The sequence below is a fragment of the Chitinophaga sp. OAE865 genome (assembly GCF_040546735.1).
Taxonomy (GTDB): Bacteria; Bacteroidota; Bacteroidia; order Chitinophagales; family Chitinophagaceae; genus Chitinophaga; species Chitinophaga polysaccharea_A.
In genome coordinates this window covers 5,771,994-5,796,026 of sequence record NZ_JBEPOF010000001.1, presented here as the reverse complement: position 1 = coordinate 5,796,026, position 24,033 = coordinate 5,771,994, and the positions used below count along the sequence as shown (strand labels likewise).

General features: G+C 47.3%; 20 protein-coding genes. 10 read left to right on the top strand and 10 right to left on the bottom strand.

The annotated features are described in order from the left end of the window. Positions 1 to 17 precede the first annotated feature (17 nt). Positions 18 to 1,262 (top strand): RNA polymerase sigma factor, encoded by a 1,245-nt coding sequence (locus ABIE50_RS23210; RefSeq protein ID WP_209859199.1) that lies wholly within the window; start codon positions 18 to 20, stop codon positions 1,260 to 1,262. Between the two features lie 17 nt (positions 1,263 to 1,279). Further along, entirely contained in the window at positions 1,280 to 2,059 is a 780-nt protein-coding gene (locus ABIE50_RS23205; protein WP_354028141.1) for a succinate dehydrogenase cytochrome b subunit, read from the top strand. Between the two features lie 69 nt (positions 2,060 to 2,128). Here ABIE50_RS23205 and ABIE50_RS23200 read toward each other — a convergent pair whose 3' ends face one another. The 8 genes from ABIE50_RS23200 to ABIE50_RS23165 all read right to left on the bottom strand — a co-directional run bounded on the left by ABIE50_RS23200 (position 2,129) and on the right by ABIE50_RS23165 (position 15,343). After that, positions 2,129 to 2,485: a YciI family protein gene (locus tag ABIE50_RS23200; RefSeq protein ID WP_209859201.1), complete on the bottom strand. Its 357-nt coding sequence runs from the start codon at positions 2,483 to 2,485 to the stop codon at positions 2,129 to 2,131. Positions 2,486 to 2,545: 60 nt separating this feature from the next. After that, positions 2,546 to 3,301 (bottom strand): SDR family oxidoreductase, encoded by a 756-nt coding sequence (locus ABIE50_RS23195; protein WP_209859202.1) that lies wholly within the window; start codon positions 3,299 to 3,301, stop codon positions 2,546 to 2,548. 270 nt (positions 3,302 to 3,571) lie between these two features. Beyond that, on the bottom strand, positions 3,572 to 6,778 hold the full coding sequence (locus ABIE50_RS23190) for a sigma-54-dependent Fis family transcriptional regulator (protein WP_354028140.1): 3,207 nt from the start codon (positions 6,776 to 6,778) through the stop codon (positions 3,572 to 3,574). Between the two features lie 187 nt (positions 6,779 to 6,965). Continuing rightward, positions 6,966 to 8,126: a DUF1735 domain-containing protein gene (locus ABIE50_RS23185; protein ID WP_209859203.1), complete on the bottom strand. Its 1,161-nt coding sequence runs from the start codon at positions 8,124 to 8,126 to the stop codon at positions 6,966 to 6,968. A gap of 20 nt (positions 8,127 to 8,146) precedes the next feature. Beyond that, positions 8,147 to 10,096, bottom strand: coding sequence for a RagB/SusD family nutrient uptake outer membrane protein (locus tag ABIE50_RS23180; RefSeq protein WP_209859204.1), 1,950 nt, complete (start codon positions 10,094 to 10,096; stop codon positions 8,147 to 8,149). Between the two features lie 10 nt (positions 10,097 to 10,106). Next, positions 10,107 to 13,511: a SusC/RagA family TonB-linked outer membrane protein gene (locus ABIE50_RS23175; RefSeq protein WP_209859211.1), complete on the bottom strand. Its 3,405-nt coding sequence runs from the start codon at positions 13,509 to 13,511 to the stop codon at positions 10,107 to 10,109. A gap of 143 nt (positions 13,512 to 13,654) precedes the next feature. Then, positions 13,655 to 14,719, bottom strand: a complete 1,065-nt coding sequence (locus tag ABIE50_RS23170; protein WP_209859213.1) for a FecR family protein — start codon at positions 14,717 to 14,719, stop codon at positions 13,655 to 13,657. Positions 14,720 to 14,788: 69 nt separating this feature from the next. Beyond that, complete coding sequence (locus ABIE50_RS23165) at positions 14,789 to 15,343, bottom strand: RNA polymerase sigma factor (protein WP_209859215.1); 555 nt, start codon at positions 15,341 to 15,343, stop codon at positions 14,789 to 14,791. A gap of 251 nt (positions 15,344 to 15,594) precedes the next feature. On the opposite strand from ABIE50_RS23165, the gene ABIE50_RS23160 reads away from it, so the two are divergent. After that, on the top strand, positions 15,595 to 15,852 hold the full coding sequence (locus ABIE50_RS23160) for an SMI1/KNR4 family protein (protein ID WP_209859217.1): 258 nt from the start codon (positions 15,595 to 15,597) through the stop codon (positions 15,850 to 15,852). Between the two features lie 33 nt (positions 15,853 to 15,885). Beyond that, positions 15,886 to 16,599 carry an EcsC family protein gene (locus ABIE50_RS23155; RefSeq protein ID WP_209859219.1) on the top strand — a complete coding sequence of 238 codons (714 nt, stop codon included), beginning with the start codon at positions 15,886 to 15,888 and terminating at the stop codon, positions 16,597 to 16,599. An 8-nt stretch (positions 16,600 to 16,607) separates the two neighbouring features. Here the strand turns inward: ABIE50_RS23155 and ABIE50_RS23150 are convergent, their stop codons facing one another. Continuing rightward, positions 16,608 to 17,417 (bottom strand): class I SAM-dependent methyltransferase, encoded by an 810-nt coding sequence (locus tag ABIE50_RS23150; protein WP_209859221.1) that lies wholly within the window; start codon positions 17,415 to 17,417, stop codon positions 16,608 to 16,610. Between the two features lie 45 nt (positions 17,418 to 17,462). On the opposite strand from ABIE50_RS23150, the gene ABIE50_RS23145 reads away from it, so the two are divergent. Next, positions 17,463 to 17,705, top strand: coding sequence for a hypothetical protein (locus ABIE50_RS23145; protein WP_209859223.1), 243 nt, complete (start codon positions 17,463 to 17,465; stop codon positions 17,703 to 17,705). 77 nt (positions 17,706 to 17,782) lie between these two features. Further along, a complete protein-coding gene (locus tag ABIE50_RS23140; RefSeq protein WP_209859225.1) occupies positions 17,783 to 18,331 on the top strand; it encodes a hypothetical protein in 549 nt (182 codons plus the stop codon). A gap of 73 nt (positions 18,332 to 18,404) precedes the next feature. On the opposite strand, the gene ABIE50_RS23135 is transcribed toward ABIE50_RS23140, so the two are convergent. Beyond that, the gene (locus ABIE50_RS23135) at positions 18,405 to 19,406 is read right to left on the bottom strand and encodes an aldo/keto reductase (RefSeq protein ID WP_209859228.1); all 1,002 of its coding nucleotides are present in this window, start codon (positions 19,404 to 19,406) and stop codon (positions 18,405 to 18,407) included. 113 nt (positions 19,407 to 19,519) lie between these two features. On the opposite strand from ABIE50_RS23135, the gene ABIE50_RS23130 reads away from it, so the two are divergent. The 4 genes from ABIE50_RS23130 (at position 19,520) to ABIE50_RS23115 (ending at position 24,021) form a co-directional block, all read left to right on the top strand. Further along, on the top strand, positions 19,520 to 19,864 hold the full coding sequence (locus ABIE50_RS23130) for a winged helix-turn-helix transcriptional regulator (RefSeq protein WP_209859230.1): 345 nt from the start codon (positions 19,520 to 19,522) through the stop codon (positions 19,862 to 19,864). A gap of 18 nt (positions 19,865 to 19,882) precedes the next feature. After that, on the top strand, positions 19,883 to 20,512 hold the full coding sequence (locus tag ABIE50_RS23125; RefSeq protein WP_209859232.1) for a hypothetical protein: 630 nt from the start codon (positions 19,883 to 19,885) through the stop codon (positions 20,510 to 20,512). Positions 20,513 to 20,699: 187 nt separating this feature from the next. Continuing rightward, on the top strand, positions 20,700 to 23,048 hold the full coding sequence (locus ABIE50_RS23120; RefSeq protein ID WP_209859233.1) for a TonB-dependent siderophore receptor: 2,349 nt from the start codon (positions 20,700 to 20,702) through the stop codon (positions 23,046 to 23,048). A gap of 124 nt (positions 23,049 to 23,172) precedes the next feature. After that, positions 23,173 to 24,021: an isocitrate lyase/PEP mutase family protein gene (locus tag ABIE50_RS23115; RefSeq protein ID WP_209859235.1), complete on the top strand. Its 849-nt coding sequence runs from the start codon at positions 23,173 to 23,175 to the stop codon at positions 24,019 to 24,021. The last annotated feature ends 12 nt before the right edge of the window (positions 24,022 to 24,033 follow it).

Sequence of the window (24,033 nt, the reverse complement as noted above, 5' to 3'; positions counted from 1 at the left end):
GCATTATTATTTGTAGCATGGATGGGAAAGAATTATTACCGCACTTATTCAGAACGGAGTATCAGAAAATGGTGTCGGTGTTAGGCTCCCTTTTTGGCATCGAGCATATAGAACAGGCGGAAGATATTGTAAGCGATACTTTCCTGGCTGCCACTGAATCGTGGAGCGCGAAAGGATTGCCCGAAAATCCAACCGCCTGGCTATATGCGGTAGCCAAGAATAAAACGAAGAACTGGTTGAAGAGAAACACCTTCTTTCAGCAGAAATTATTGTCGGACCTCCGGTATAATCTCCCGGAGGGAGAAGAAATAGAAATAGATCTTTCCGCCCGCAATATTACAGACAGTCAGCTGGCCATGATCTTTGCGGTATGTCATCCGGCCATTCCTGCTGAATCGCAGGTGGCCCTTGCACTGAACCTGCTCTGCGGGTTTGGTACACAGGAAATAGCGGATGCCTATCTCACTACAAAAACAGTTATTTATAAACGGCTCAGCAGGGCAAAAGAGAAACTGAAAGAAGCAGGTATAAAGATCCGGCAGCCTACATTTACAGAGATAAACGACCGGCTGGAAACTGTACTGAAAACTTTATATCTTCTTTTTTCCGAAGGCTATTACTCCACTTCCCATAATACCGTATTGCGTAAAGATTTGTGCGTGGAAGCTATGCGGCTTAACTACCTGCTGATAGAGCAGCCGCAAACCAACCAGCCGGCTGTGAACGCATTACTGGCCCTGATGTGTTTTCATGCTTCCCGTTTTGATGCACGGGTAAATGACACGGGGGAAATGATCCTTTACCAGGAGCAGGACGAAACACGCTGGAACCGGGAGCTGATCGAAAGGGGAGAATATTACCTGAACCAGGCCGGCAGCAGTTCCGCGTTAACGAGGTATCACCTGGAAGCGGCTATCGCCTGGTGGCATACGCACAAGGAAGATTCCAGCGAAAAGTGGAATAATATCCTGGACCTGTATAACCAGCTACTGATATTGGAGTATTCACCCATTGCTGCATTGAACCGGACCTATGCTATTGCCAAAGCAAGAAGCAAACAGGAGGCTATCATGGCAGCGGAAAGACTGCAACTGACGGATAACTATTTTTATTACGCATTGTTAGGTAATCTTTATACAGATATTGACGACAGGAAGGCGGTGCAGCACTATGAAACCGCATTGAAGATGGCTACTACTCCCGCAGACATCGCCCTGATAGAAAAAAATATCGGGCAAATAAAACGCAGGCTGAATAATTAATCAAAAGAACTACTATCATGCTTAACTTCAAACAATTTTTCCGCTCCTCAGTGGGCAGAAAACTCATCATGTCTATGACTGGTCTGTTCCTCTGCCTGTTCCTTATTGTACACCTGGGCGGCAACCTCACGTTGTTTGCCGGGGATGAGGGTTACACATTTAATATTTATGCGCACTTTATGACGCATTTCCCACCGGTGGAAATAGCTGCCTATACGCTGTATATTTCTATACTTGTACACGCGTTTTACGCATTAACATTAACATTAAAAAACCGGAAAGCACGACCGGTGAAATATGCGGTGGCGCCCAGAACGCCGGTGCGTTGGGCATCCCTGAACATGGGCCTGCTGGGCAGTATTATTTTCCTGTTCCTTGTGATCCATATGAGTAATTTCTGGGGAAGATATAAATTTACAGAAGGCACTTACCGTGAGTACCGGAAAGAGCTGTTAACCGGTAAGCTAACGTCTTCTGTATACGTGCCGGCCTCACCTGATTTTGAGTACGCGGTAACAACAGAAGGCAATACCGAAATAGTAAGGGTAAAAGACCTGTATGTGATAGTGACGCACAGCTTTAGCCTGCTCTGGTATGTACTGCTTTACCTGGCGGCTATGGTGGCAGTTTCCTATCACCTGTACCACGGCTTTCAAAGCGCCTTCCGGACGGCAGGACTGGTACATCAAAGATATACGCCCATCATACAATCTACCGGTATATGGCTTTTTGCAGTGATTATCCCGCTGGCCTTTGCATCGATGCCGGTAGTATTCTATATCAAAAGTCTTTTGTAATTAATTACCGGAGATATTAAAGCCCTTGCGATATCGCAAGGGCTTTAACGTGCAGTTTCATTTCCGTATTTAGGCTACGGGTACGGCCATACGTACTTCAACGATGGCGCCATACCGGATAATAGGGCAGCCTTTTGCCACCTCTACAGCATCATCATAATCTTTTGCGCGGATCAGGAACAGGCCGCCTATAGATGCTTTGCCTTCCACATAAGGACCGTTGTGTACCTGCTCCTTCGTTTTTTCAAACCTGATCACCCTGCCATCGGCATCCCAACGTTTGGGAGGCGCCACCAGCCTGTTTTCGGCAGCAATTCCCGCTACCCATTCCTGGTAAGGCTTAAGCGCCTCTTTCATTTGTTCGGGCGTAGGCACCGGGTTATCACTGGTAAGATCCCTGTGGATCACTAAAAGGAATTCTTGCATGTTGTTTTTATTTTTTGAAAGATGATCATATTGTTGTCGGGACGCTCCTGGCTTGCCGCCTTATGCTTTTACAGACTGAGCGGCAAACCATGTTTTGAAATTGATGGAACCTAAACGTGCATTGGCGCCGGGTACCAGCGACTGTTCATTAAGCATGGCGCCGAAGTACCTGGCTTCGGGATCAGTAATTACGGTGCGCGGATCGTTGGTTGCTTTTAAATAATCTGTTACAAGGGCGGAGAGGGGGAACTTTTCAGGGCCTGCAATTTCAACTATTCCATTCACCGGCGTTCCAAGTGCAACGTCAGCAACGGCTGCCGCCACATCGTCTGATGCGATAGGCTGTATTGGCGCGGGTGATAAATGAATGGCTTCCTGTTGCGCTGCCGATTTTACAATACCGCCAAGGAACTCAAAGAACTGCGTGGAATGAACAATAGAATAAGGGATGCCTGATTTCCTGATCAGCTCTTCCTGTGCTGCCTTGGCGCGGAAATAACCGCTTTCCTGCAGGCGGTCGGTTCCTACTACCGATAAGGCAACATGGTGTTTAACACCGGCGTTGGCGGCTGCTGTAAGCAGGTTGTTGCCGGAAGTCCGGAAAAATTCCATCACGGCTTTGTCTTCAAAAGAAGGGGAATTGGCTACGTCTATCACAATGTGGGCGCCCGTTAAAGCTTCGGCCAATCCTTCACCGGTGATAGTGTTTACACCGGATGCCGGGGAAGCGGCAATCACTTCATGGCCCAGGAGGCGGAGCTTTTCCACTGTTTTGGACCCGATAAGGCCGGTCCCGCCGATAACTACAATTTTCATGGTTTTGCATGTTATAATGCCTGCGTGCAGGCGGTGGTTAAATAAGTTTTTAATCGCTTTACTGGTCTTCTTCTTTGCAGGTTAACAGGCAAGTGAAGTGCCATCCATATAATTGTATGTTAATCACTTTGTTAAGATGAATTCATGTTTTTTTATTTCACGTAATACAGCGGATTGGCCCGGGTTTCACGAAATACCGTGTATTATTACGGATAAATAAAAAAGGCCGGAACAGCGAAATGTGCCCCGGCCTTTTTTATTTATCCCTGCTTAACTGATAAAGTAATCTGCTTTTGAGATCTTCAGTTTTTTCATTTTGGAATGTAAGGTGGTGCCGGGGATCTCAAGTATTTCGGCGGCGCCTCCAACGCCGGAGATTTTGCCGCTGCACCGTTTCAATACTTCTATAATATGGGCCCGTTCTATCTGTTCCAGTGTTCTTGCTGAAACGGGTGGGGCCTGTCCTTCCTGCCCGTTGTGCCCCCGCTGGGGCAGATGTATTTCTTTGAGTGTATCGTCTTCACTGAGCAGTATACCTCTTTCGATCTGGTGTTCCAGTTCACGCACATTACCGGGCCAGTCGTAGCTTTTTAACTGTTTCAATACTTTGGCCGATATACCTGTTACTTTTTTCCCGATGTTCTTACTGAACTTGGCAATAAATGCATTGGCGAGCGGTTCAATATCTTCCAGCCTGTCGCGGAGCGGAGGCAGGTGAATAGGGAATACATTTAAGCGGTAGTAGAGATCGGATCTGAAGCGCCCTGCCTGTACCTCTGCTTCCAGGTTTCGGTTGGTGGCTGCAATAATGCGCACATCTATCTTGATTGTATTTTTTCCGCCCACTCTTTCCAGCTCGCGTTCCTGGAGCACGCGTAATAATTTTACCTGTAGCTCTGGTGGCATCTCGCCAATTTCATCCAGGAAAAGGGTACTGTTATTGGCCAGTTCAAATTTGCCTATGCGCCTGTCAATAGCACCGGTGAACGCGCCTTTTTCATGCCCGAACAATTCGCTTTCGATGAGATGCGGAGGCAGGGCGGCGCAGTTTACTTTTACCATTAACTTGCTTTTACGGGGAGAGGCGTTGTGTATGGCGCGTGCAATCAGTTCCTTACCTGTGCCGGTTTCGCCAAGCAGGAGCACAGTGGAGGAAGATGCTGCCACCTGGGTTATCAGCCGGTATACTTTCTGCATTTCAGTACCATTGCCTACTATCTCGGAAAAATTATAGATGGTTTTGATCTGTTCTCTCAGGTAGTCGTTTTCATTTTCCAGTTTTTGTTTGTAAGCCAGAATTTTTTCACTTGCGCGTATGTTGGAGATGGCAATGGAGATCTGTGCGCAGATGCCTTTCAGGATGGTAAGGTTTACCTCATCCATCAGCAGCCAGAGTGTGCCGAGGTTGGTATTGCCCGCGCGCAATGGCGCTCCGAAAGCGCTTTTCAGCCCTGTGTTTTTCCAGAATACCACTACGGGGTTATTATTACCGTTTGCTATTTCTTCTTCCACATTAAAAATAACAGGTCCGTCGTTTTTAAGTACCCGGGCGTTTAATACGTCATGTATGTCTATATTCCGCGAGGTCACTTCCCTGAACCCGGTGTTCCCGTTTTCAAACATGCTTTCATCCACCATGTAGGGACTGAGTGTAACGCCGTCGTCTTCTATCACCCGGATAATGGCAAGTTTAATATTCAATACATTCTTCAGCACATTTGATATAGCGTGTTGCAGGTCTTCTTTTGAGCGCAGTGCGGCAATGTCCCGGCTGAATTCCAGGAGAAAGGTCTGTTCCCTTTCGCGGCGCAGTATTTCCTCGTTAGCAATGATGTTATACATGGCGATAGAGATCTGGGCGCATATGCCCTGTAACAGCGGCATATTTATTTCTTCGAGACCAAGCCACAAAATGCCGAGGGTTACATCTCCGGTACGGAGGGGAGTGCCGATAACGGTTTTAAATCCTGTTTTTTTCCAGAGCGCGAGGTAGGGCGCCGTTTGGTTGCCGCGGCTGATCTCAGTATTCACGCTGAAGAACAGGGGAATGCTGCTGTTCAGTACCCTGTTCTGAAGCCCGTCGTTGACAGGCAACTTTGCGGTAAGCATCTCCTGTACCAGCTCATCTTCCCCGGTTACCATACTTTCATCATAAATATAAGTAGTAGAGGTAAGCTGGTCTTCATTGATCCTGCGGATCACATAACCCTTCAGTGCATCCAGTTTTTTAAGGCTTTTGCGTACGGCTTCGGCCAGGTCGTTCTTGCTTCTTACCGCAGCTATATCATTGCTGAAATCCAGCAGGAATGATTTTTCATTTTCCCGTTTCAGGATCTCCTCATTGGCGGAAATATTGCTCACGGCGGCAAACAGCTGGCTGGAAATGCGGTTCACGATATTAACGGCTTCCGCGTTAAAGGTACCTGCCTGGTTGGCGAACAGCATCAGGCTGTATTGTGAAGGGCCGTTGGTGCCCAGGATCTTTACTATCATTTCACGGGCGCCGGCTTCATAATGCAGCCTGAACCAAAGCGGGGTATTTTCCGGTTCAAATGATCGCATGTCAAAAACCAGGGGCTTGTAGTACAGGGAGGCAACATCGTAGATCCCGTCTTCGGCGGGGGAGCTCAGGCGGAGGGCGTTGCCGGTATCTGTAAGCTCTTTCAGCTTCAATTCTGCATCGATCAGGCAGGCTTTATAGTATTCTTCCTTTTCATTCATAATGGTGATCATACTGCCGGAAAAAGGAACGATGTCCCTGAGCCCCGAACTGATCACTTTAAGGAGCTGCTGCCGGTCTCTCGCCTTCACCATTTCATTACTCAGCGCCAGCAGCACTTCGTTGATGGATTCGGCATGGCTCATCGCTTCGTTATTCCTGATATTTGCCACGGCGCTGGAGATCTGCGGAGCGATACTGGCAATGATATTTATAAATTCTGCGGTGAACCCGGCGGGATCTTTTGTGTAGATGTGCAGGAAGCCGATTACCTGGTCATTGTCTTTCAGCGGCGTCATTAAAAGTACCCTGATACCCGCTTCGTAATTCACTTTCAGGAATACCGGGCTTCCGGGGGCATCTACAATGTCTTCCATTTTATAAAGGGTAGGTTCCCCGTTTGTCAGCACTTTCTGGATAAAAGGCTCATACAGGGGGAACCGGGCTTCCACCAGCATTGGGTATAGCTCATGGCCCTGGATGGGAGATGATTCCGGGTCCAGCAGGAAGGGGGTGTAGGTGCCTGCTTCATGGTCTATAAGCGTAACGATGGTATGGGAAAACGGGAACATTTCCCTGATCTTGGAGGAAAAGATAGTGATCAGGTCGTTTTTTTCCCGGGCCTTGGTAATTTCGTTTCCCAGTTCCAGGAGTATACGGCGTTCTGCTTCCAGTAAGCTGATACGGTTATTCATTTCTCCGGCGCCGGTATCAGCAGAGATAGTGGCTGCGGCAGTTGTATTATTTGTTTTTTTCATACTGAAATGTGAGTATGTTGTATATAATATAACAATCGATAACCGGTATTTGGACAAATTGTTGCCAGATATTTTTATTGTCGGCCAGGAAATGGGTAAATTTTGATAATAAGTTAAATTGTGTCAAAAATAAAAGCCGCTGGAAAGCGGCTTTATGATTTTATCTTCTCTCATCACTTCATTCGTTTTACAGGGGCAGCCAGTAATTAAATCCTTTACTTTTTACCTGTGCCCAGCTCTGGGGGGCCGGTCCGCCGCTCCGGACCACATCCAGTGTGAAATCGGCGCTCTCAAAGGTCAGCACATCTGTATAATCCTGGCCGATCACGTTTTTATAGTGGATGGTGAGTGTTTTGAGCCGGGGATCATAAAAGTTGTCTTCGCTCGGTTGTTGTACTGTTGAGTAGGCAAATGTTGGCGCGGGGAAGTTGCTGTTGCCGGACAGCACAGGCTCCACCCGGTAGATGCCGAAGTCTTTATCTACCAGGCTTAGTACATTATACATCCAGCCTGCGCCATGGAAGCCAAATACTTCAAAGCTCCATGCGCTGGTACCCCAGATGATGTATTTGTCGTTGAGCTTTGGATCATCTGTGATACTCATCGGGGTGATGTATTTATACTTCCGGGTTCTTCCGTCGGGGCTGTTCTCTGCCGCGTTACTGGCTAATTGTACGGAGAAGTATTTTCCCGCGGGAATTTTAGGTATAGGGAAGCCTGACCAGTTTACTGTTTTATCTTTTGTAACCAGCAGGCCGGCTATCATGAAACCGGTGTATTGCCTGCTCAGGGGCACATTATCCGCGCGGAGTATTTTCAATGGAAAGGCAAAGTTTTCGTAGATATTCATCTTTTCCCTTTCGATAGGTACGTCGAAGATCAGTGATGTGGAAGAAGATCCTTTTTTGATGTCTATCACAAATCCTTTTTCTTTTTCGTTGTAAGGGACATTGGATGTGAAGGCCGATGCGGGAGGAATTTCCCTGACTGTATTTTTCAGGATATTGTAATCATCCAGGGCTTCCTGGTCGAAGCCCACTACCAGCCGTACATCCTGGGCAGCGGGTAGCGAACCGCCTATGCCTATTTTGAATTTCACCTGCGCTGTAAATGTTTTGTTGTCGATGATGGTGTCCGAATCATACTGGGCATTGATATACTTCAATGTGTCTACAAAAGTATGTGCCGGCAGGTCGGATATTTCCCTTTCTGTGGCGGAGGTGGATGCGGAGGAAATAATATAGGCTTCCTGTTTGTAGAACTCCTTGTTTTCGTAGTCGGGTTTACCGCAGCTGTTCAGGGCTGCAGTAGCTGTTGTGATAAAGAATATAGCGGGAATGCGTTTCATGATATCTGAGTTTAAGTGATCTACCATCCGGGATTTTGAGTGAGTGTGCCCCAGTAGTTGGCTACTTCCTGGAAGGGAATAGGTAAGAAATAGTTTTTGGGTCTGAAAACATACCCGTCTATAACGGCCCTGTCGTAGAAGCTGCCATCGGCTGCCGTGAAGTTGCATCCGTATACAAGGCCGCCCATGCCGGTACTGTTGCCCCAGGTATCGCGGGTGGTTTTGGCGGCGTCTTTCCAGCGGCGGGAATCGAAATACCGTTTCCCTTCGAAAGCAAATTCCACATACCTTTCCCGTTTAATTCTCTCCCGCATGATTTCCTTGCTGGCCGGGGAATACCCTGGCAATCCGGCCCTGAACCGTACCAGGTTAAGGTATTTTAACACATCGGCGTCACCGGGAGCATATTCATTCAAAGCTTCTGCATAGGAAAGGTAAATTTCTGCCAGCCGTATTACATGATAGGGTTTATCGGAACTGCCGCCGGCTTTCTGATCATCGTCTGCCACCCACTTCACAATGGGATAGCCTGAGCGGGTAGAGGGCCTGTCGGACTGCAGGAAGCCATCGAGTGCATTGGCTTTATAATCGGCGTAGTACAGCGTGCCGTTATTTTGCTCATACCCGCGTCCTATAAAGCCGATGGTGGCATAAAACCTGGCTTCGCGGTTAAGGCAGCGGTTAGGCACTTTGGCATTGGTATTTGAAAGATGGAAGCCGGTAATAAGGGGAGTTGACGGATCTTTGCCAGATCCTTTAATATAAAAGTTATCGCCGTTTTCGGATACCCCCATATCGTTGTATAATTTCCTGTTCTCCTCTTCAATGGTTGCCCCGTTGTTCATAAAAAATGCGTCCACCAGTTTTTGCGTGGCACATACGCGCGCGGTGTACAATGCGCCTTCCCCGTTGTTATAATTCCTGGGGAACCCGAGAATGGACAGGTTAAAGGTTTGATCGGGTAAATTCACTATCCATATCGCTTCTTTATTCCAGTATGATTTGCCGCCGCTGAACAATCCTTTAAAGGAGCGGTAGGGATCAATACCGGCGGGCCCGTTGGGCCAGGCCACATTGTTGCCGGGGAAGTTGCCAAGTGGAACCGTGGTATAACCGTTATTGGCAGGAACGGTATGCAATTCAAATTTTCCCAGGTCGATCACCGCCTTTGCAGCGTCTGCGGCTTTCTTCCATTTCAGCGGATCGGCGGCGGGGGAGAAATAGGGCCTTCCTTTAGCGTCTTTAAAGGCACTATAATCTGGGTTACCGTTTACCAGCGGGCTTGCGTCCCACAGCAGTACCCTGGCTTTGAGGGCCATGGCGGCTTCGCGGGAAGGGCGGCCCAGTTCGGAGCTGAGAATATCTTCTTTAACCGGCAATTGTTTTATACAGGTATCCAGGTCCGCAATAATAAAATTCACACATTCTTCCTGTGTATTCCTGTTGGTAGGTAGTTCTTCGGTTTTGGAATAATCGATCGTTTTGCTGACGATGGGAAAAGGCCCATATAGTTCCAGCATCTGCGAATAAAAAAATGCCCGCAGGAACCTGGCATCTGCAGCGTATCCTTCTACCTCGCCCTGTACCAGCAGCTTGTCGTTTGCTTTATGATAATTTTCCAGGAAAAGATTGCAGGTGCGGACCGCCTTATAATAGTTACTCCAGAAATTATAGATAGGATTATCTGCATTGAATTTTCCCTGGGCAAAAATGAGATTGGAGTAATTGTCGAGTCCACCGTGGCCTTCATCGTAATTGGTATTAAACGGCCATGATCCCACCATATCTGTATAATTGGGAATGCCGCCATAACAGGCCGCCCAGGCCTTGCGGATATCTATCCTTTGTGTCCAGATATTGTTGAGATTATTTACCTCGTGCAGGTATTCATCGGCTTCCAGGTAGTGGCAGTTGAAAGCAGGAAAAACGAGCAGCAGGAGGATGAGCAATTTTGATGTATTATTTTTCATGAATAACTTTTTAAAGATCAAATCCTATTTCCAGTCCCAGTGAAAGCGTTCTTTTCAGCGGATACGCATACGATGAATATTGTTCAGGATTCCAGTCTTTAAACCTGGAGAAAGTGATCACGTTATCGCATCTTCCGTAGTAATAAATACTTTTGAACGGCGATTTCTTTGACCGGGGCGTCCAGTTGTAACCCAGTTCAGCATCGGCTATGCGGAGGTAAGACGCTTCCCTGAGCCAGAAGGTGGAACGCTGGGCGTTGTTCTGGTTATCTGTACCAAAACCGAGGCGGGGATAGGTGGCATCAAAATTTTCTGTAGCTGTGTTACCGGAGTAGGAGGCTGGTGTCCAGTGGTTTTTAACGGCAGCCGTATACACCGCGCCGTTTTCGTTACCGCCCCCGTTGTAGGGATTGAAAGGTATCCTTCCACCGGTAATGCTTCTATACATATTGAACTTGCCGATGGCGCGGGTGGCCAATGTCCATTTTTTGTAGCGGAGATCAATAGCAAGGGAGTAGCTCCATTTGGGGTATATATTGCCGGTCCAGATCCTGTCGTTGGGTGTGATCACCCCGTCACCGTCGATGTCTTTATATTTAATATCCCCGGGCATCACTTTATTCCAGGTTTGCACCGGGCTGTTATCGATATCTTTCTCATCTTTAAACAAACCTAGCGCAATATAATTGAGGTCACGGCCATAGTCGAGCCCAATACCGCTCTGGTAGGCCACTTTAGGGTCCAGCTGCCCGTTTTCCAGGATGGTGTTGGTATTATAACTGATAATGCCTTTGATATAATTGATCCTGAAATTATTCCATGATCTGGCGTAGGTGATATCGAAGTCGATGCCTCTTGATCTCGTTTTCCCGAGGTTCGCTTTTGGTACAGCAGGTAAACCCAGGGTAGCAGGCAGCCGGCTTAAATCGATGAGCTGATCATTGTTCACATACTGGTATGCATCTATCACTATTTTCACTTCCCTGAAGAGCCCTATTTCAGCGCCTAAATTCAGTTTCTGGTTGCGTTCCCAGGTAAGGTTCAGTTGTTCCAGTCTTGATTCCCCCACACCGGGGATGAAAGTGCCGCTGCCTGCGGCTTGTCCAAAGCCGAAGGTGTAACCGGCAACCGGGCCGGTGGTGGCCATATAGCCAAAGCGGGTGGCATTGCCGGGTGCGCCTACTGTGCCGTATGATATCCTGAATTTGAGAAAGTCGACCACTTCAGCAATGTTGCCCCAGAACTTCTCCCCGGAAGGTACCCAGCCGAAGCCGATGGAAGGAAAGGTGGACCATCGTTTATCAGGCGTGAACATCTGTGATCCGGATGCGCCGAAGTTCACGTCTGTAAAATATTTATCGGCCCAGCCTAATGTTAACCGCCCAGCCACGGATTGTTCACGGGCTGGCAAGGCATTAATGAGTAAGGTGGCGCCGTTGCCGTCCGGGGCATCGGTAAGGAATTCACGTTGCTTGTAAAGTAATAACCCTGTTACAGCCAGGCGCTTAAAAAATGTTTGTGCATAATTCATACTGCCCTGGAGTTCTATCACCCGGTTGCCGGTGGGAGCTACATAGTTAAAGCGCATTTTATCATCGAGATCCGGTGTTTTATTGATAGTGACCAGGTTGCCGTCTTTATCCCTGCCGGAGCCCATGTAGCTGTTGGCAAAATCGGGTGCATGCCGCTGGTAGTCTTTAATATACTGATGCGCATAGAAATTGCTTTTAGTAAAAGATGCGATCCCGTTAAGAAATAGTCCTTTGGTAATCCAGTCCAGCTTCTGGGTTACGTTTACGTTGGTCGACATATAATTGGCGTATCGCTTGATGAAGCCTGTTTTATTCAGGAGGGAGTAGGGATTCACGATCCCGATAGGTTCTTCCGGGGCGGTGCCATTAGAATACTCTGCCGGGAACAGGGTAGGGTTGATCATGTTCATGATATCGAGCAGTTTGTCTACTCCCTGCCCGGGTTCCGTGGTTGTGTTATATCTTCCGTCGAAACCGATGCCCAGTGTGGTGGTGGGCGACAGATCCGCTTTCAGGTTGGAGCGGAAGTTAAACTGATTGTAATTGGCATTGGAGGCGCCTTTGCTGTTGAACATGCCTTTTTCATTATAGAAACCGCCGGACATATAATACGTAACTGCATTACCACCTCCGCTGATATTGAAGTTGGCTTTACTGGCGGGATTGTTTTGCTTCACCATGGTTTTGTACCAGTTTACATCCGGGTAAAAATCCATATCATTGTCGGCGAACTTTGCAATTTCTTCATCTGTATAAAAAGGGCGTTTACCGCGTACTGCGAGCGCTTCGTTCTTCATCCGGGCATAGGTAGGCGCATCTACCCATTGTGGTTTGTATGACGCGTTGTTGATGGAAGATGATGCCGAGAGGCGGATGGTAGGGCGAGAGGCGATCTTACCGGTTTTGGTGGTAATAATGATGATGCCGTTAGCGCCTTCGAGGCCATAAACTGCAGTGGCAGATGCATCTTTCAGTATGGAGAAAGTAGCAATGTCGTTTGGATCAACGTCGTCGATATTTCTGCGGAGACCATCGATAAGGATGAGAGGGGAGGTGTTGCCGGTAACGGAGTTGATACCCCTGATAATGAAGGAGGCGCCATCCTGCCCTGGCTGACCGGATTGCTGTACAAAGGTAACGCCGGCCACTCTTCCTGCAAGTTGCGTGGTCAGGGAGCGGGTGGGGGCCCTTAACTCTGTAGGGTTTACCGTAGTGATGGCGCCTACTACGCTTACTTTCTTCTGCACGCCCATGGCGGTTACTACTACCTCGTCTTTTGTAACGCTTTCTGATTCCATCAGTACGGGGAATTTCCGGAGACTGGCATTCGGGATTGTTTTAATATCCACTTCCTGGGACCGGTATCCTACTGATGAAAACATCAGCGTGGAATACCGGGGAATATTACTGAGGATAAAATACCCGTTCTTATCTGAAACTGTTCCTACCAGTGGATTTTCTTTCAGGTAAATGCTGACTGCAGTTAGCGGTTGGTTCTGAAGATTGGTAATGGTACCGGAAACGGTGACGTTTGAACCGCTGCTGTCTCTTGTTGACAGCAGTGCAGAGCGCGGTGTTTGTAGCGACACCAGTTTATTGGCATTGACACGGAAGGAGATATCGGTTTCTTTCAGGATGGCGGTTAATACCGTAGTGATGTTGCCGCCTTTTCCTTCGTAAGGGGCTGCGATCCGGTCGAATGCCGGGTCTTCCGTATAAAGGAACCTGTATGAAGTGGTTCTTTCGATATATTCCAGCACTTCCCGGATCGACTTTTTACCGGCGGGAACGCTCACCTGCTGTGAATAAGCCCGGAGGGCGGGGCATAAGCATAGCATCACGCCAAGATACAGCAGTAGCTTGCAGAATTTTTTCAAATTCATGTAAATTTTGGTTTATAAAATGAACATAATAGGTAAAAGCGGATACCTGCGGACTTCATGACGTTCGCCGTATCTTATTTATAAAAGAAGTTGCAGTTAAGAAATCGTACTGCCGTGAGGGTTAGTGCCTGCACAGCTGGTGTTTATTGTTCTATATAAATTTTATTGCCTGAAATAGTATAATGAAAAGGAATAGTTTGTTGTAATGCAGAAAGGATCTCCTGGATAGATTCTTCTGAAAATGTTACCGTGAGGCGGATATCCTGGAATGTAGTATCACTGAAATAGATATCTACATTGAATTTTCGTTGCAGTTCATTCGCAATGTCGCGGAATCTTGCAGCACGGAAGATCATTTTATTCTTTAGCCAGGCTGTTTCGTCAAAGCTGCTATCGGTCCGGTTAAACGCCATATGCTGTAATGATACGGTTTCATTGTGCGTATCCTTCATCGTGGAAGGTATTGTATACAGGTTTTGTTTTTGATTGATGATCACTTTTTCTCTTGGCCGGAGCAGGATCACTCTTTCGGGATCTTTTTCCGTGGTGAGCTGAATAGTGCCGGTAAACAGGGATGTTTCCACCAGTGAATCTTCAGTATATGCTTTCACGTTAAAAGTTGTGCCCAGCACTTTTACTTCCACGGCGCCGGCGGAAACGATCATCGGCATGGCGGGGTTTTTCTTTACATCGAAATAGGCTTCCCCTTCCAGGTTGATCAGCCTGTTCTTTACACCGAAATCTTTGTCGTAACTAAGCCGGCTGCCTGAATTCAGGATAACAACGGAGCCATCCGGCAGGTGGACGGTTGTTTTTGCGCCCCGTTCTGTATTGATTTTATTAACGAGCACACTGGCTGAATCGTGGGTTATTACCAGGTATAGCAGCGTAATGGCAGCCAGGTTCAATGTGGCCGCCACATACATCTTTGAATAACGCCGCAGGTGTTTGCCGATGCCTTTCACCTCAGGAGCAGGTTCAACGCCGGGTATCAATTCCGCGAGGTGACGACGTAAACGTTGTTCGCTCTGCTCAATAGCGGCAGGATCTTCCGCAGTAACAACTTCCAGGTTGAACGCAGCGCCCAGGAATTCGCTTTGCTGGAACTCCTGCTGATGCGTTTTCAGCAGCTGATCCAGTTCTTCCATCTCTTCAACGGATATTTCCTGACTAAACTTTTTAGCGAGCAGTTCCCAGATTCTGTCCATGTAAATGGTAGTCGTTTATTAGAAGGAGTGGTAAAACTACCGGTCACCCTTAAAGGCCTGGAAAAAAAATTATGTAGTAGAGAAGATGAAGGCTTTACTGAGTTTTTTTAAAGCGATACCCATTTGTGTTTCTACTGTTTTAATGGAGATGTTAAGGATTTCGGCTACATCGCGGTATTTAAATGATTGCTCTTTTACCAGCATAAAAATGAGCTTACACTTGGGGGGAAGCTGGTTGATGGCATTATTGACCCTGTACAGCATTTCGGAGGAAATAAGCAGTTCTTCCGGGGAGCGGGCTACTTCCAGGCGGAAATCTTCAATATTATCCAGTGGTTCGGTGAGATTCAGCTGTTGTTTCAGGAAAGTGAATGCTTTGTTCCTGGCAATGACATACAGGTACACTTCAGGATTCAGGATTTCCTGCATTTTTTCCCGGCGCTGCCATAACTGTACAAACACGTCGCTGGCCAATTCTTCGGCAGGTTCCCGCTGTTTCACGAGTGAGTGGATCAGTTTGAATATCCGGCTAAAATAAAGATGGTGCAGCTTTACAAGTACAGCTTCTCCGTCTGCATTGGGTAGTTGCTGGAATAGAAGCCTTGCTTCGGTTCCTCCTTTCATAACGATTTTGGCTGATGTGTACTGTTTATTTTGTCATTGTCACTTTTAATAGCCGGTAGTTACAGGTCTATCTGAATTTAAATTAAGCCGGTGCCCCTGATTTACCAAGCTTCAGGCAAAATCCGGTGAGCAAAAGTCAAAATAACATTAGTGAAAATATCCGGGTTGAGGGAATGAGGTTCACATTATATTAGCGTATGGAAAACAGCATAATTGAAATATGCAGGCAATGGAGGCATGAAAAGATCCGGTTGAACCCCGGTGCCTCCCCTGATTTGATTTCAGCCGTGGAAGCCAGTATAGGCTTTAGATTTCCCGCAGGATTCAGAGAATTATATATGGAGATAAATGGTTTTGCTGATTTTTTAATCTATAGCCATACCATTGGATTTGTTAAGACCCAGCCCGGTGTTTTTAAAAAATATGGTGGTGGAGAATATTTTTTTATTGCGGTATCTTTCCTGGACGCTGTTAAGCTGATAAATGCCAATTCCGATCTGATCTATTGATAGAAGCCCCTGAATTTTGTGTAATTTCCCGTTATGTTATATGAACAGCGAATGAAGGTGGAACTGGAGCTGTGGCAGCATAAAATGCTTGCCCGGCCATCGGTATTCGACCGGGTGTCGAAATCAGTGCAATCACGTATCAACCGCATTATTCCACAGAAGGTGCATGATGTGGTTACGGTTACCATCAGGCAAATGGTAAGGGGAGTGTTGTTTGGCGCTGCTTATACAGTACCGGAGCAGCCTGTTTTCGCGTCTTTGTATGATATGGAGGAAGCGGTGCTTCGCCGTGTGGATGTGTACCGGAAAACCGCGGCTGCCGAAGGTGGTATCACCGGTGCAGGCGGCATCCTGCTGGGCCTGGCGGATTTCCCGATATTGCTGGCGATGAAACTGAAGCTGCTTTTTGATATCGCCGCCTTTTATGGTTTTGATGTAAATGATTACAGGGAACGCTTATATATTCTTCATATTTTCCAGCTGGCCTTCAGCAGCCAGGAACACCGCCGGAATGTATTTGAGCAGATTGTTGACTGGAAAGAAAAAAGCAGCCAGCTGCCGGAAGATATCAACCGCTTCGACTGGCAGCAATTCCAGATAGAGTACCGCGATCATATAGACCTGGCGAAAATGGGACAGTTGCTTCCCGTAATAGGAGCGGCAGTAGGAGTGGTAGTGAATTACCGTTTGGTAACGAAGTTGGGGAACACGGCAATGAATGCATATAGGATGAGGATATTGGAGTGAAAATATTTCTATTTCCTTCCAATCCCCGCCAGCGCCCTCAGCTCAAACTCAAACGCCCCCGCGCCAAATTCCTTAGTAAGCCGCTGCTCCAGCTCTTTTGCTACCTTATCAAATGCCCCCGGCGCCTTTTCTTTTACCTGCCTGCCTAGCGGATGTTGCAGGAAGTAACTGTTTACAATATGTTTGGGCGAATCAGCACGCCCGTTAAACTTCAGGAACACTACCTTGTGATTCCTGAAACCTGCCTGCTCCAGGTAAGTATTTAACAGCTGAGGATCGTGTAAGGCAAATGGAGTGTGAAAGCGTGTTGTATCTTCATCTTTAAACAAGGGCAGGATCATGTCTTCAATCAGCAGTTTAAACAACGGCATACTGGGGATCTTATCCCAGGTGGTGAACACAAAATGCCCGCCGGGTTTTAATACACGTGCCGCTTCTTTCAGACCGGCTTCTTTATCCGGAAGGAACATCAACCCGAACTGGTTTACCACCAGGTCAAATGACTGATCACCGAAAGGCAATTGCTGCGCATCGGCCAGCTGGAAGGTAATGGACGGATCATTCAATTGCTGCTGCGCTATTTCCAGCATATCAGGGTTGATATCTGTGGCAACAAGACTTTCTGCTGCCGGAAAGCTTTTCCGGAGATGTTTGGTGAGCCTGCCGGTTCCGGAGGCTGTTTCCAGGATAGTATGCACCGGGAATGCGGTGATGTGAGACAGTAACGCCTGGGCCGCAGGTTCAAAAACGAGAGGGCCCAGGTGCTCCTCATAGTTGGCCGCATCGTTACCGGCTATTTTATATACTTCTTCACCCATAATGTTTATTTATAGTAAAATAACATTTTATTTCCTGGTAAACTAATGATAAATAATACTAACCCGTGTCTGACAGACAATAAAACCCATAACACTGAAATTTACGTATCAGGCGCATGGCGGAGTATTCCTTCAGATATTGCTGTGCTGGTGATCGCTGATCCCGGAATGCCTTATTCACCGGAACAACTGGCGCAGGTGAATACGTTTATTAATAAAGGAAGAGAAGATAATGATGCTTATTTAGCAGGTGCGTTCCCTGTTTCCAGGTATGCCGGTCATCCGTAAACCAGTATTTTTAACAGCAGGCATGAACAAGGTATATTCTTTGACTATTTTTATACCAACGAATAAAAATGAATAGAATGAAAAAAACACTTACGTTCATCACTCTGCTATCTTTTTCCGTGATGCTGTTTTCCTGTGGAGGTAAGAACGATGATCCAACACCTGAACCGCCTGCCGGTGAATCCACCTGGAAGCTGGGCAACTATACCTACACGCGGGGAGCCTCTGCCCAGAATGTTGCTGGCAGCACTGTAGGGATAGCAGTTACCACTTCAGGTAACGGAGGTAATCATGGCGCCTATTCAGGCAGCGCCTTAACTGCTGTTTTTATTAAGGCTTTAGGAGCAGGAACATATACGTTAACTTCAACTGAAGTGTTGGTCGCCCATCCAACCGCCCGCTATATGACGCTTTCCTGTACAGTGGGCACCGCGGTGGCCACCGGTGCTGTAGATTATTCAGCGACCGCTACTTCAGGTGGTACTGCTGATGTGACAATAGACGCCAACGGCCAATACCATATCAACATCAACAACCCGGTAACGTTGGTTAAATCAACGGTGGTCGGCGGTGGTATTCCAGGGGCGCCGGACACCTACACTTTAACGGTTAAAAATGCTTATTAACAAACAGGGTTAAATAAAGAAAGGGCTGTCTCATTGTATGAGGCGGCCTTTTCTCATTTTAAGAAAATACGTTTTATTGCATTAAGTGCTGCATCATTAATTCACGCTGCGTTTTGGTAAGGTCATGTGGGTACTCCAGAGGAATTTCACTTGCCTGGTCCAGCAACGCTATTTGTTCTTTTGTGAGATGAAGCTGTTGCGAAGCAAGATACTCATCGAGCTGCGCTTTTGTTCTGGGGCCAATCACCGGGAAGATACCTTTTGAGCAAATCCATGCCACGGCTACATTGGCAGGAGTGCTGCCGGTTTCATTGGCAATGGTAATGATGGTGTCCAGTATGGCATTGTTGCGTTGATTTTGTATCAGCGTATCATTTTTTGCAAGCGTGATCCGGCCGGCTTCATTATTCCGGTATTTACCGGTTAACAGTCCGCCGGCCAGGGGCGAGTAAGCCATCACACCAAGGCCAAAGTTATTTGCCATAGGCAGCAGTTCTTTTTCAGGTACGCGCTGCACAAGACTGTACTCCGTTTGCAATGCTATTACCGGCGCTTTTAAGTGGGTGTTGGCAATGGTAACAGCAGTAGCCACTTTCCATGCAGGAAAGTTAGACAGTCCGGCATACAGGATCTTGCCGGCCCGCAGCAGATCGTCGAACCCGCGCACCAGTTCTTCTGCAGGTGTAATATTGTCGTCGAAATGTGCGATGTAAATATCGATCCTGTCCGTTTTCAGCCGCCTCAGGCTATCTTCCGCCGACCGGATCATGGCCTTTCGGTTATTGCCCAGTGCAGTAATGGCAGGCGCCGCACTTGCGCTCCTGGTAAATTTTGAGGAGATGATAAAGTTGTTCCGGTTGGCGGCGATAAATTCACCAATAACCTCTTCAGATGCCCCGTATTTGTACACATCTGCAGTATCAATAAAATTTCCCCCTGCATCCGCATAGCAAGCCAGGATGCTTTTTGCTTCTTCCTTACCGGCTCCGTAACCGGTAGCGCCAAACATAGCGCCTCCCAGAATGAGCTCACTGGCATACAGCCCACTGTTGGCGCCAAAGATCTTATATTTCATATCCCGTTTTTTTGTCTGCACAAAATTCAACAGTAACGGGTACATCAACAAGTACGGATAAATTTATCCGTACCTTTCATCCTGGCCTGATCATCTATCTTTGATTTATTTTTATGACATACCAACGAAAAATACCGATACTGGAATGCGGACATGAATATGTCCGGGAAATATTATACGGGCGCTGGAAGATTACCCTGATTTATTATATTGCCAATGGTGTGAGTCGCCCCGGTGAGCTGCAACGGAAAATTCCCCAGGCTGGCAGGAGAGTATTGGATGTACAGCTGAATCAACTTGTGAAGCATGAAATTATCAGCAAAACGGTGTATGATGAAGCCGTGGCCCGGGTGGAATACCGGCTGACAGCATTCGGCTCATCGCTTTTACCGGTAGTAATGACGATAATTGAATGGGGTAATCAAAATTTTAAAGAACTGAAAAGAGTAACCCGTTAACATCTTCCGGAAAAAATTATGAAACAGGAAATATTAAACAGGATAAAGCAATTGGGAGGAAATACTGACCAGGTGACCGGTCGTTCGCTGGCGGAAGATCTGCAGGCAATCACATTTGATACCGTTTTGTACCCTGCTCCCAAAGACACGCCATGGCAAACAGCTGAGGATGCGGAACCTGTTTATGGCATCGACGATTTTATAAACCGGCATGAAGAACTGTTTAAAACCAATAAACCAGCCTTCTTCAATAAAGTAACCGATCATTATTTCCGCATGACCAGGGAAGGACTTGGCCAGATGTTTTTTACCGGGCAACTTTTTACACCTTTTAAAGAAGGAACCGCAGATTATAAAGAATGGTATCCTGATTTTACCGATAGCGAAATGGTAAACCTGGAAGAAATAACAGCCATAACCAACGACTCCTCGCCGGACTTCGTACATGTTTTTGAAAGCTATGGATTCCCCGACAACTACTATATCTGTTTATCAGATCCCAATCCCCGGAACCCAACCCTGTTTGGTACAGATCACGAAGTTTTTTTCAGGGAGATCACCAATGAAGGCACCCTCGAAGATTTCCTGCAGAAATTTCTTACCAAAGAAGAGCTGATTGATATTATAAAGAGAAGGCTTGAATCATAACCTTTACAGGAAACCTTTTTATTTTTTCGGATTTGAGTATTGGCGACCGCCTTGTAACCGACATACAACCCAGGAGCAGTAACAGTTGGCTGGAACCCCAGCCCAGGACCTCCCTATAGGAAAAATTCCCGATCCCGTAAACATCCTGGCTGCATATGTATTCATTTTGTACTACAAAATTTTGCATATGAAACAACGTTACCAACCTTATATCATTTCTTACATTTCAATAGCCCTTTTATTCCTGCTGCCGCTGTTTTTATTAGCGGAAGATGCAGGTACCGGCTTAAAAGGGAAGGTGCTGTCGGCCGACGGTAAACCGGCGCCCGGCGTAACGGTAGGGTTAAAGCACACCAGGTATTACACCGTTACCAATGAAAAAGGTGTTTTTGAAATAAAGGCTCCCGCAGGTAATTACACCCTGACAATATCTTTTATTGGCGCCAAAAGCCTGGAGCAGGCGGTGGTGATCACGGACGCCGCATTTACCGATCTTCCCGCCATAAAACTGGAAGAAACAGCTTCCTCCCTGGGCGAAGTGGTTGTAGTGGGAAACCAGTACCGTGTAGCCGATAAGGAAAGCGAATATGTATCCAAAATGCAGCTGCGCAACCTGGAAAACCCGCAGGTATATTCTGTGGCTTCCAGAGCATTGTTACAGGAACAGGCCATTGTGGATTATGTGTCTGCACTGAAAGCCATTCCCGGCGTAAGCGGTGCGCTGATAAGGCCTGGATATAACAGCTGGGTGTATCTCCGCGGATTTGTAGCCAGCGATAATTTCAGGGATGGCATGTATGTGGACCAGGGTGTGAACGCTGATCCGGTGAACACGGAAAGGATGGAAGTGATTAAAGGTCCTTCCGGCACATTGTTTGGCTCCAACGGAGTTTCGTATGGGGGATTGATTAACCGGGTTACAAAAAAGCCGTTCGACAGAAGGGCTGGTGAAATAGATGCCAACCTCGGCAGCTTTGGTTACAGCCGTTTAACGGTAGATGCCAATACCCCGCTGAATGATGATAAAACAGCGCTGTTCCGCATCAATGCCGCGGGCAGCTGGGATAATGGTTTCCAGGACTACGGGTATAAAAAATCGTACACCATTGCGCCCTCATTTTCCTATAAACTGGACGATCGCACAGATGTGCTTTTCAGCACTGAGTTCCTTAGCATGAAAGCCAATTCACCGGTACGTGTCAGCGGTATCAAAGTACCCGGCGTTAGCAGCTTTGATGAACTGCAACGGGATTATTTTAAATCATACGGGGCCAATAAACTGAATGGTGTATTTAATATCCGCAGCTTTTATACAAGGGTTACCCACCAGTTTTCAGATGCATGGAAGCTGGACGTGAATGTTAATTACTCTGATTATAATTACGAGATCGGTAATATCTTCCTTAACTTTCAGAAAGACAGTCTATGGCGGTACTACGGCGCATTTTCCAACGCTACTAAATCACTGGCCATACAACCCAATCTTACAGGCGATTTCAAAATCGGCAAACTGCGTAACCGCTTACTGGTGGGCCTGGATTACCTGCACCGCGATACCCGTTATTCGCCGTTGGGCAATACCGTGCTGATAGATGGATTTGACTACACGAAATCTTTTGTGCCGCCTATCAACGCGGCTAAAGTACTGGCAGATGGAGAAGCGGCAGCGGTAACTACCCTCAGCAAACCGGTGAACTATGCCGCTTATGTAACGGATGTTATTTCCCTCACCGAACGGTTAAACGTAATGCTAAGTTTGCGTCTTAATTATTTTGATAATAAAAAAGGCACCGAAATACTGGAAACCGGTGAGATATCGGGCAACTATGATCAAACGTCGCTCTCGCCCAAGTTCGGTGCCACCTATGAGATCGTAAAAAATAAAGTATCGTTGTTTGCCAACTACCAGAGCGGATTTAACAATGTATACGGACAGAATGCCTTTGGTATCAGTTTCAAACCGGAAACAGCGCGGCAGGCAGAGGGAGGCGTGAAAATGGAATTGCTGACCGGTAAACTCAGCAGCACCGTTAACTACTACAATATCCATGTAAACAATGTAGTACGCCAGGATCCGGGCAACCCTTCGCTGAGTATCCAGGATGGTACACAAAAAAGCGAAGGAGTAGAAGCAGAGGTAACAGGTACCGTATTGCCCGGCTTAAATGTAGTGGCAGGATATGCCTATAACGATATCCATTTTGTAAAAACTGATAAGGGATTTGAAGGAAAAAGACCAGGAGGGCCACCGGCGCATGCAGCTAACCTGTGGGTGAGCTATAGTTTTGTGAAAGGCCGCTTAAGCGGGCTGGGCGCGGGCTTTGGCGGTAATTATGCCAGCAGCGCTTTCTGGGATGATCTTAACACCATACGTGTGCCGGGATATACGATCCTGAATGCCGTGGTATTCTATAATACAAAACGCTACCGTTTTTCTGTGAAGGCAGATAATCTGTCTGATCAGCGCTACTGGGATGCAAGCGGTAACCCGCAGATGCCGCGGCGTTTGATATTGGGCATCGCCTTCAAGTTTTAAACAGGTAGCAGAAAAGCGATTGATTTAGTACCTTAGTTGTATTAAAACAGATCAGGGAAAAGCTTCAGAAAAGATCTGAGGCTTTTTTTATTAATAACACCGGTCACCCGTAAAATGATCCGCCATGAAACCATCCGCAGAAAACTCATTTCAGGCCAGGGCCGAAGCATTCCAGGCATTGCACCAGCGCAGCGGTATATTTGTAGCGCCCAACCCCTGGGATGCAGGGTCTGCAAGAGTACTTGAAACGCTGGGTTTTAAAGCGCTGGCTACCACCAGCGCGGGACTTGCTTTCGCGCTGGGCAAACCCGATGGCCACGCCGCAGTAGGCCGTGAGGAAACATTACAGAATGCCCGGCAGATCATCAACGCTACTACTTTGCCAGTGGCGGCCGACCTGGAAAATGGATTTGGCGATGATCCCTCCGCCTGCGCCGAAACGATATTGCTTGCTGCAAAAGCCGGGCTGGCCGGAGGTTCCATAGAAGACGCCACCGGCCATCCCAACAACCCGATATACTCTTTCGGGCTGGCGCTTGAACGCGTGAAAGCTGCTGTGGGAGCAGCGCGTAGCCTGCCGCATCCTTTTATGGTCACTGCGCGCGCAGAAAACCTCATCTATGGCCGCCCCGATCTGAAAGACACTATCAAACGGCTGGAAGCTTTTGCTGATGCCGGAGCCGATGTGCTGTTCGCCCCTGGTTTAAAAACACCGGAAGAAATAACGGCGGTGGTAAAAGCCGTGGCGCCCCGCCCGGTGAATGTGATCATGGGACTTTCAGGCGGCCACTTTTCATTGCAGCAGCTGGAGGACCTTGGCGTAAAAAGGGTAAGCATCGGTTCTTCATTGGTGAGAGCCGCCTACGGCGCTATTTTCAGGGCAGCAGAGGAAATACTGCAGCAGGGCACATTCACTTATGCGGATGCTGCAAAACCATACGGGGATATGAATAAACTTTTTGGGAACTATTAACAGAAAAAGATT

Coding starts and splice junctions, on each gene's coding strand:
- ABIE50_RS23210 (WP_209859199.1), top strand. CDS start 18: ATGGATGGGAAAGAATTATTACCGCACTTATTCAGAACGGAGTATCAG.
- ABIE50_RS23205 (WP_354028141.1), top strand. CDS start 1,280: ATGCTTAACTTCAAACAATTTTTCCGCTCCTCAGTGGGCAGAAAACTC.
- ABIE50_RS23200 (WP_209859201.1), bottom strand. CDS start 2,485: ATGCAAGAATTCCTTTTAGTGATCCACAGGGATCTTACCAGTGATAAC.
- ABIE50_RS23195 (WP_209859202.1), bottom strand. CDS start 3,301: ATGAAAATTGTAGTTATCGGCGGGACCGGCCTTATCGGGTCCAAAACA.
- ABIE50_RS23190 (WP_354028140.1), bottom strand. CDS start 6,778: ATGAAAAAAACAAATAATACAACTGCCGCAGCCACTATCTCTGCTGAT.
- ABIE50_RS23185 (WP_209859203.1), bottom strand. CDS start 8,126: ATGAAACGCATTCCCGCTATATTCTTTATCACAACAGCTACTGCAGCC.
- ABIE50_RS23180 (WP_209859204.1), bottom strand. CDS start 10,096: ATGAAAAATAATACATCAAAATTGCTCATCCTCCTGCTGCTCGTTTTT.
- ABIE50_RS23175 (WP_209859211.1), bottom strand. CDS start 13,511: ATGAATTTGAAAAAATTCTGCAAGCTACTGCTGTATCTTGGCGTGATG.
- ABIE50_RS23170 (WP_209859213.1), bottom strand. CDS start 14,719: ATGGACAGAATCTGGGAACTGCTCGCTAAAAAGTTTAGTCAGGAAATA.
- ABIE50_RS23165 (WP_209859215.1), bottom strand. CDS start 15,343: ATGAAAGGAGGAACCGAAGCAAGGCTTCTATTCCAGCAACTACCCAAT.
- ABIE50_RS23155 (WP_209859219.1), top strand. CDS start 15,886: ATGTTATATGAACAGCGAATGAAGGTGGAACTGGAGCTGTGGCAGCAT.
- ABIE50_RS23150 (WP_209859221.1), bottom strand. CDS start 17,417: ATGGGTGAAGAAGTATATAAAATAGCCGGTAACGATGCGGCCAACTAT.
- ABIE50_RS23145 (WP_209859223.1), top strand. CDS start 17,463: ATGATAAATAATACTAACCCGTGTCTGACAGACAATAAAACCCATAAC.
- ABIE50_RS23140 (WP_209859225.1), top strand. CDS start 17,783: ATGAAAAAAACACTTACGTTCATCACTCTGCTATCTTTTTCCGTGATG.
- ABIE50_RS23135 (WP_209859228.1), bottom strand. CDS start 19,406: ATGAAATATAAGATCTTTGGCGCCAACAGTGGGCTGTATGCCAGTGAG.
- ABIE50_RS23130 (WP_209859230.1), top strand. CDS start 19,520: ATGACATACCAACGAAAAATACCGATACTGGAATGCGGACATGAATAT.
- ABIE50_RS23125 (WP_209859232.1), top strand. CDS start 19,883: ATGAAACAGGAAATATTAAACAGGATAAAGCAATTGGGAGGAAATACT.
- ABIE50_RS23120 (WP_209859233.1), top strand. CDS start 20,700: ATGAAACAACGTTACCAACCTTATATCATTTCTTACATTTCAATAGCC.
- ABIE50_RS23115 (WP_209859235.1), top strand. CDS start 23,173: ATGAAACCATCCGCAGAAAACTCATTTCAGGCCAGGGCCGAAGCATTC.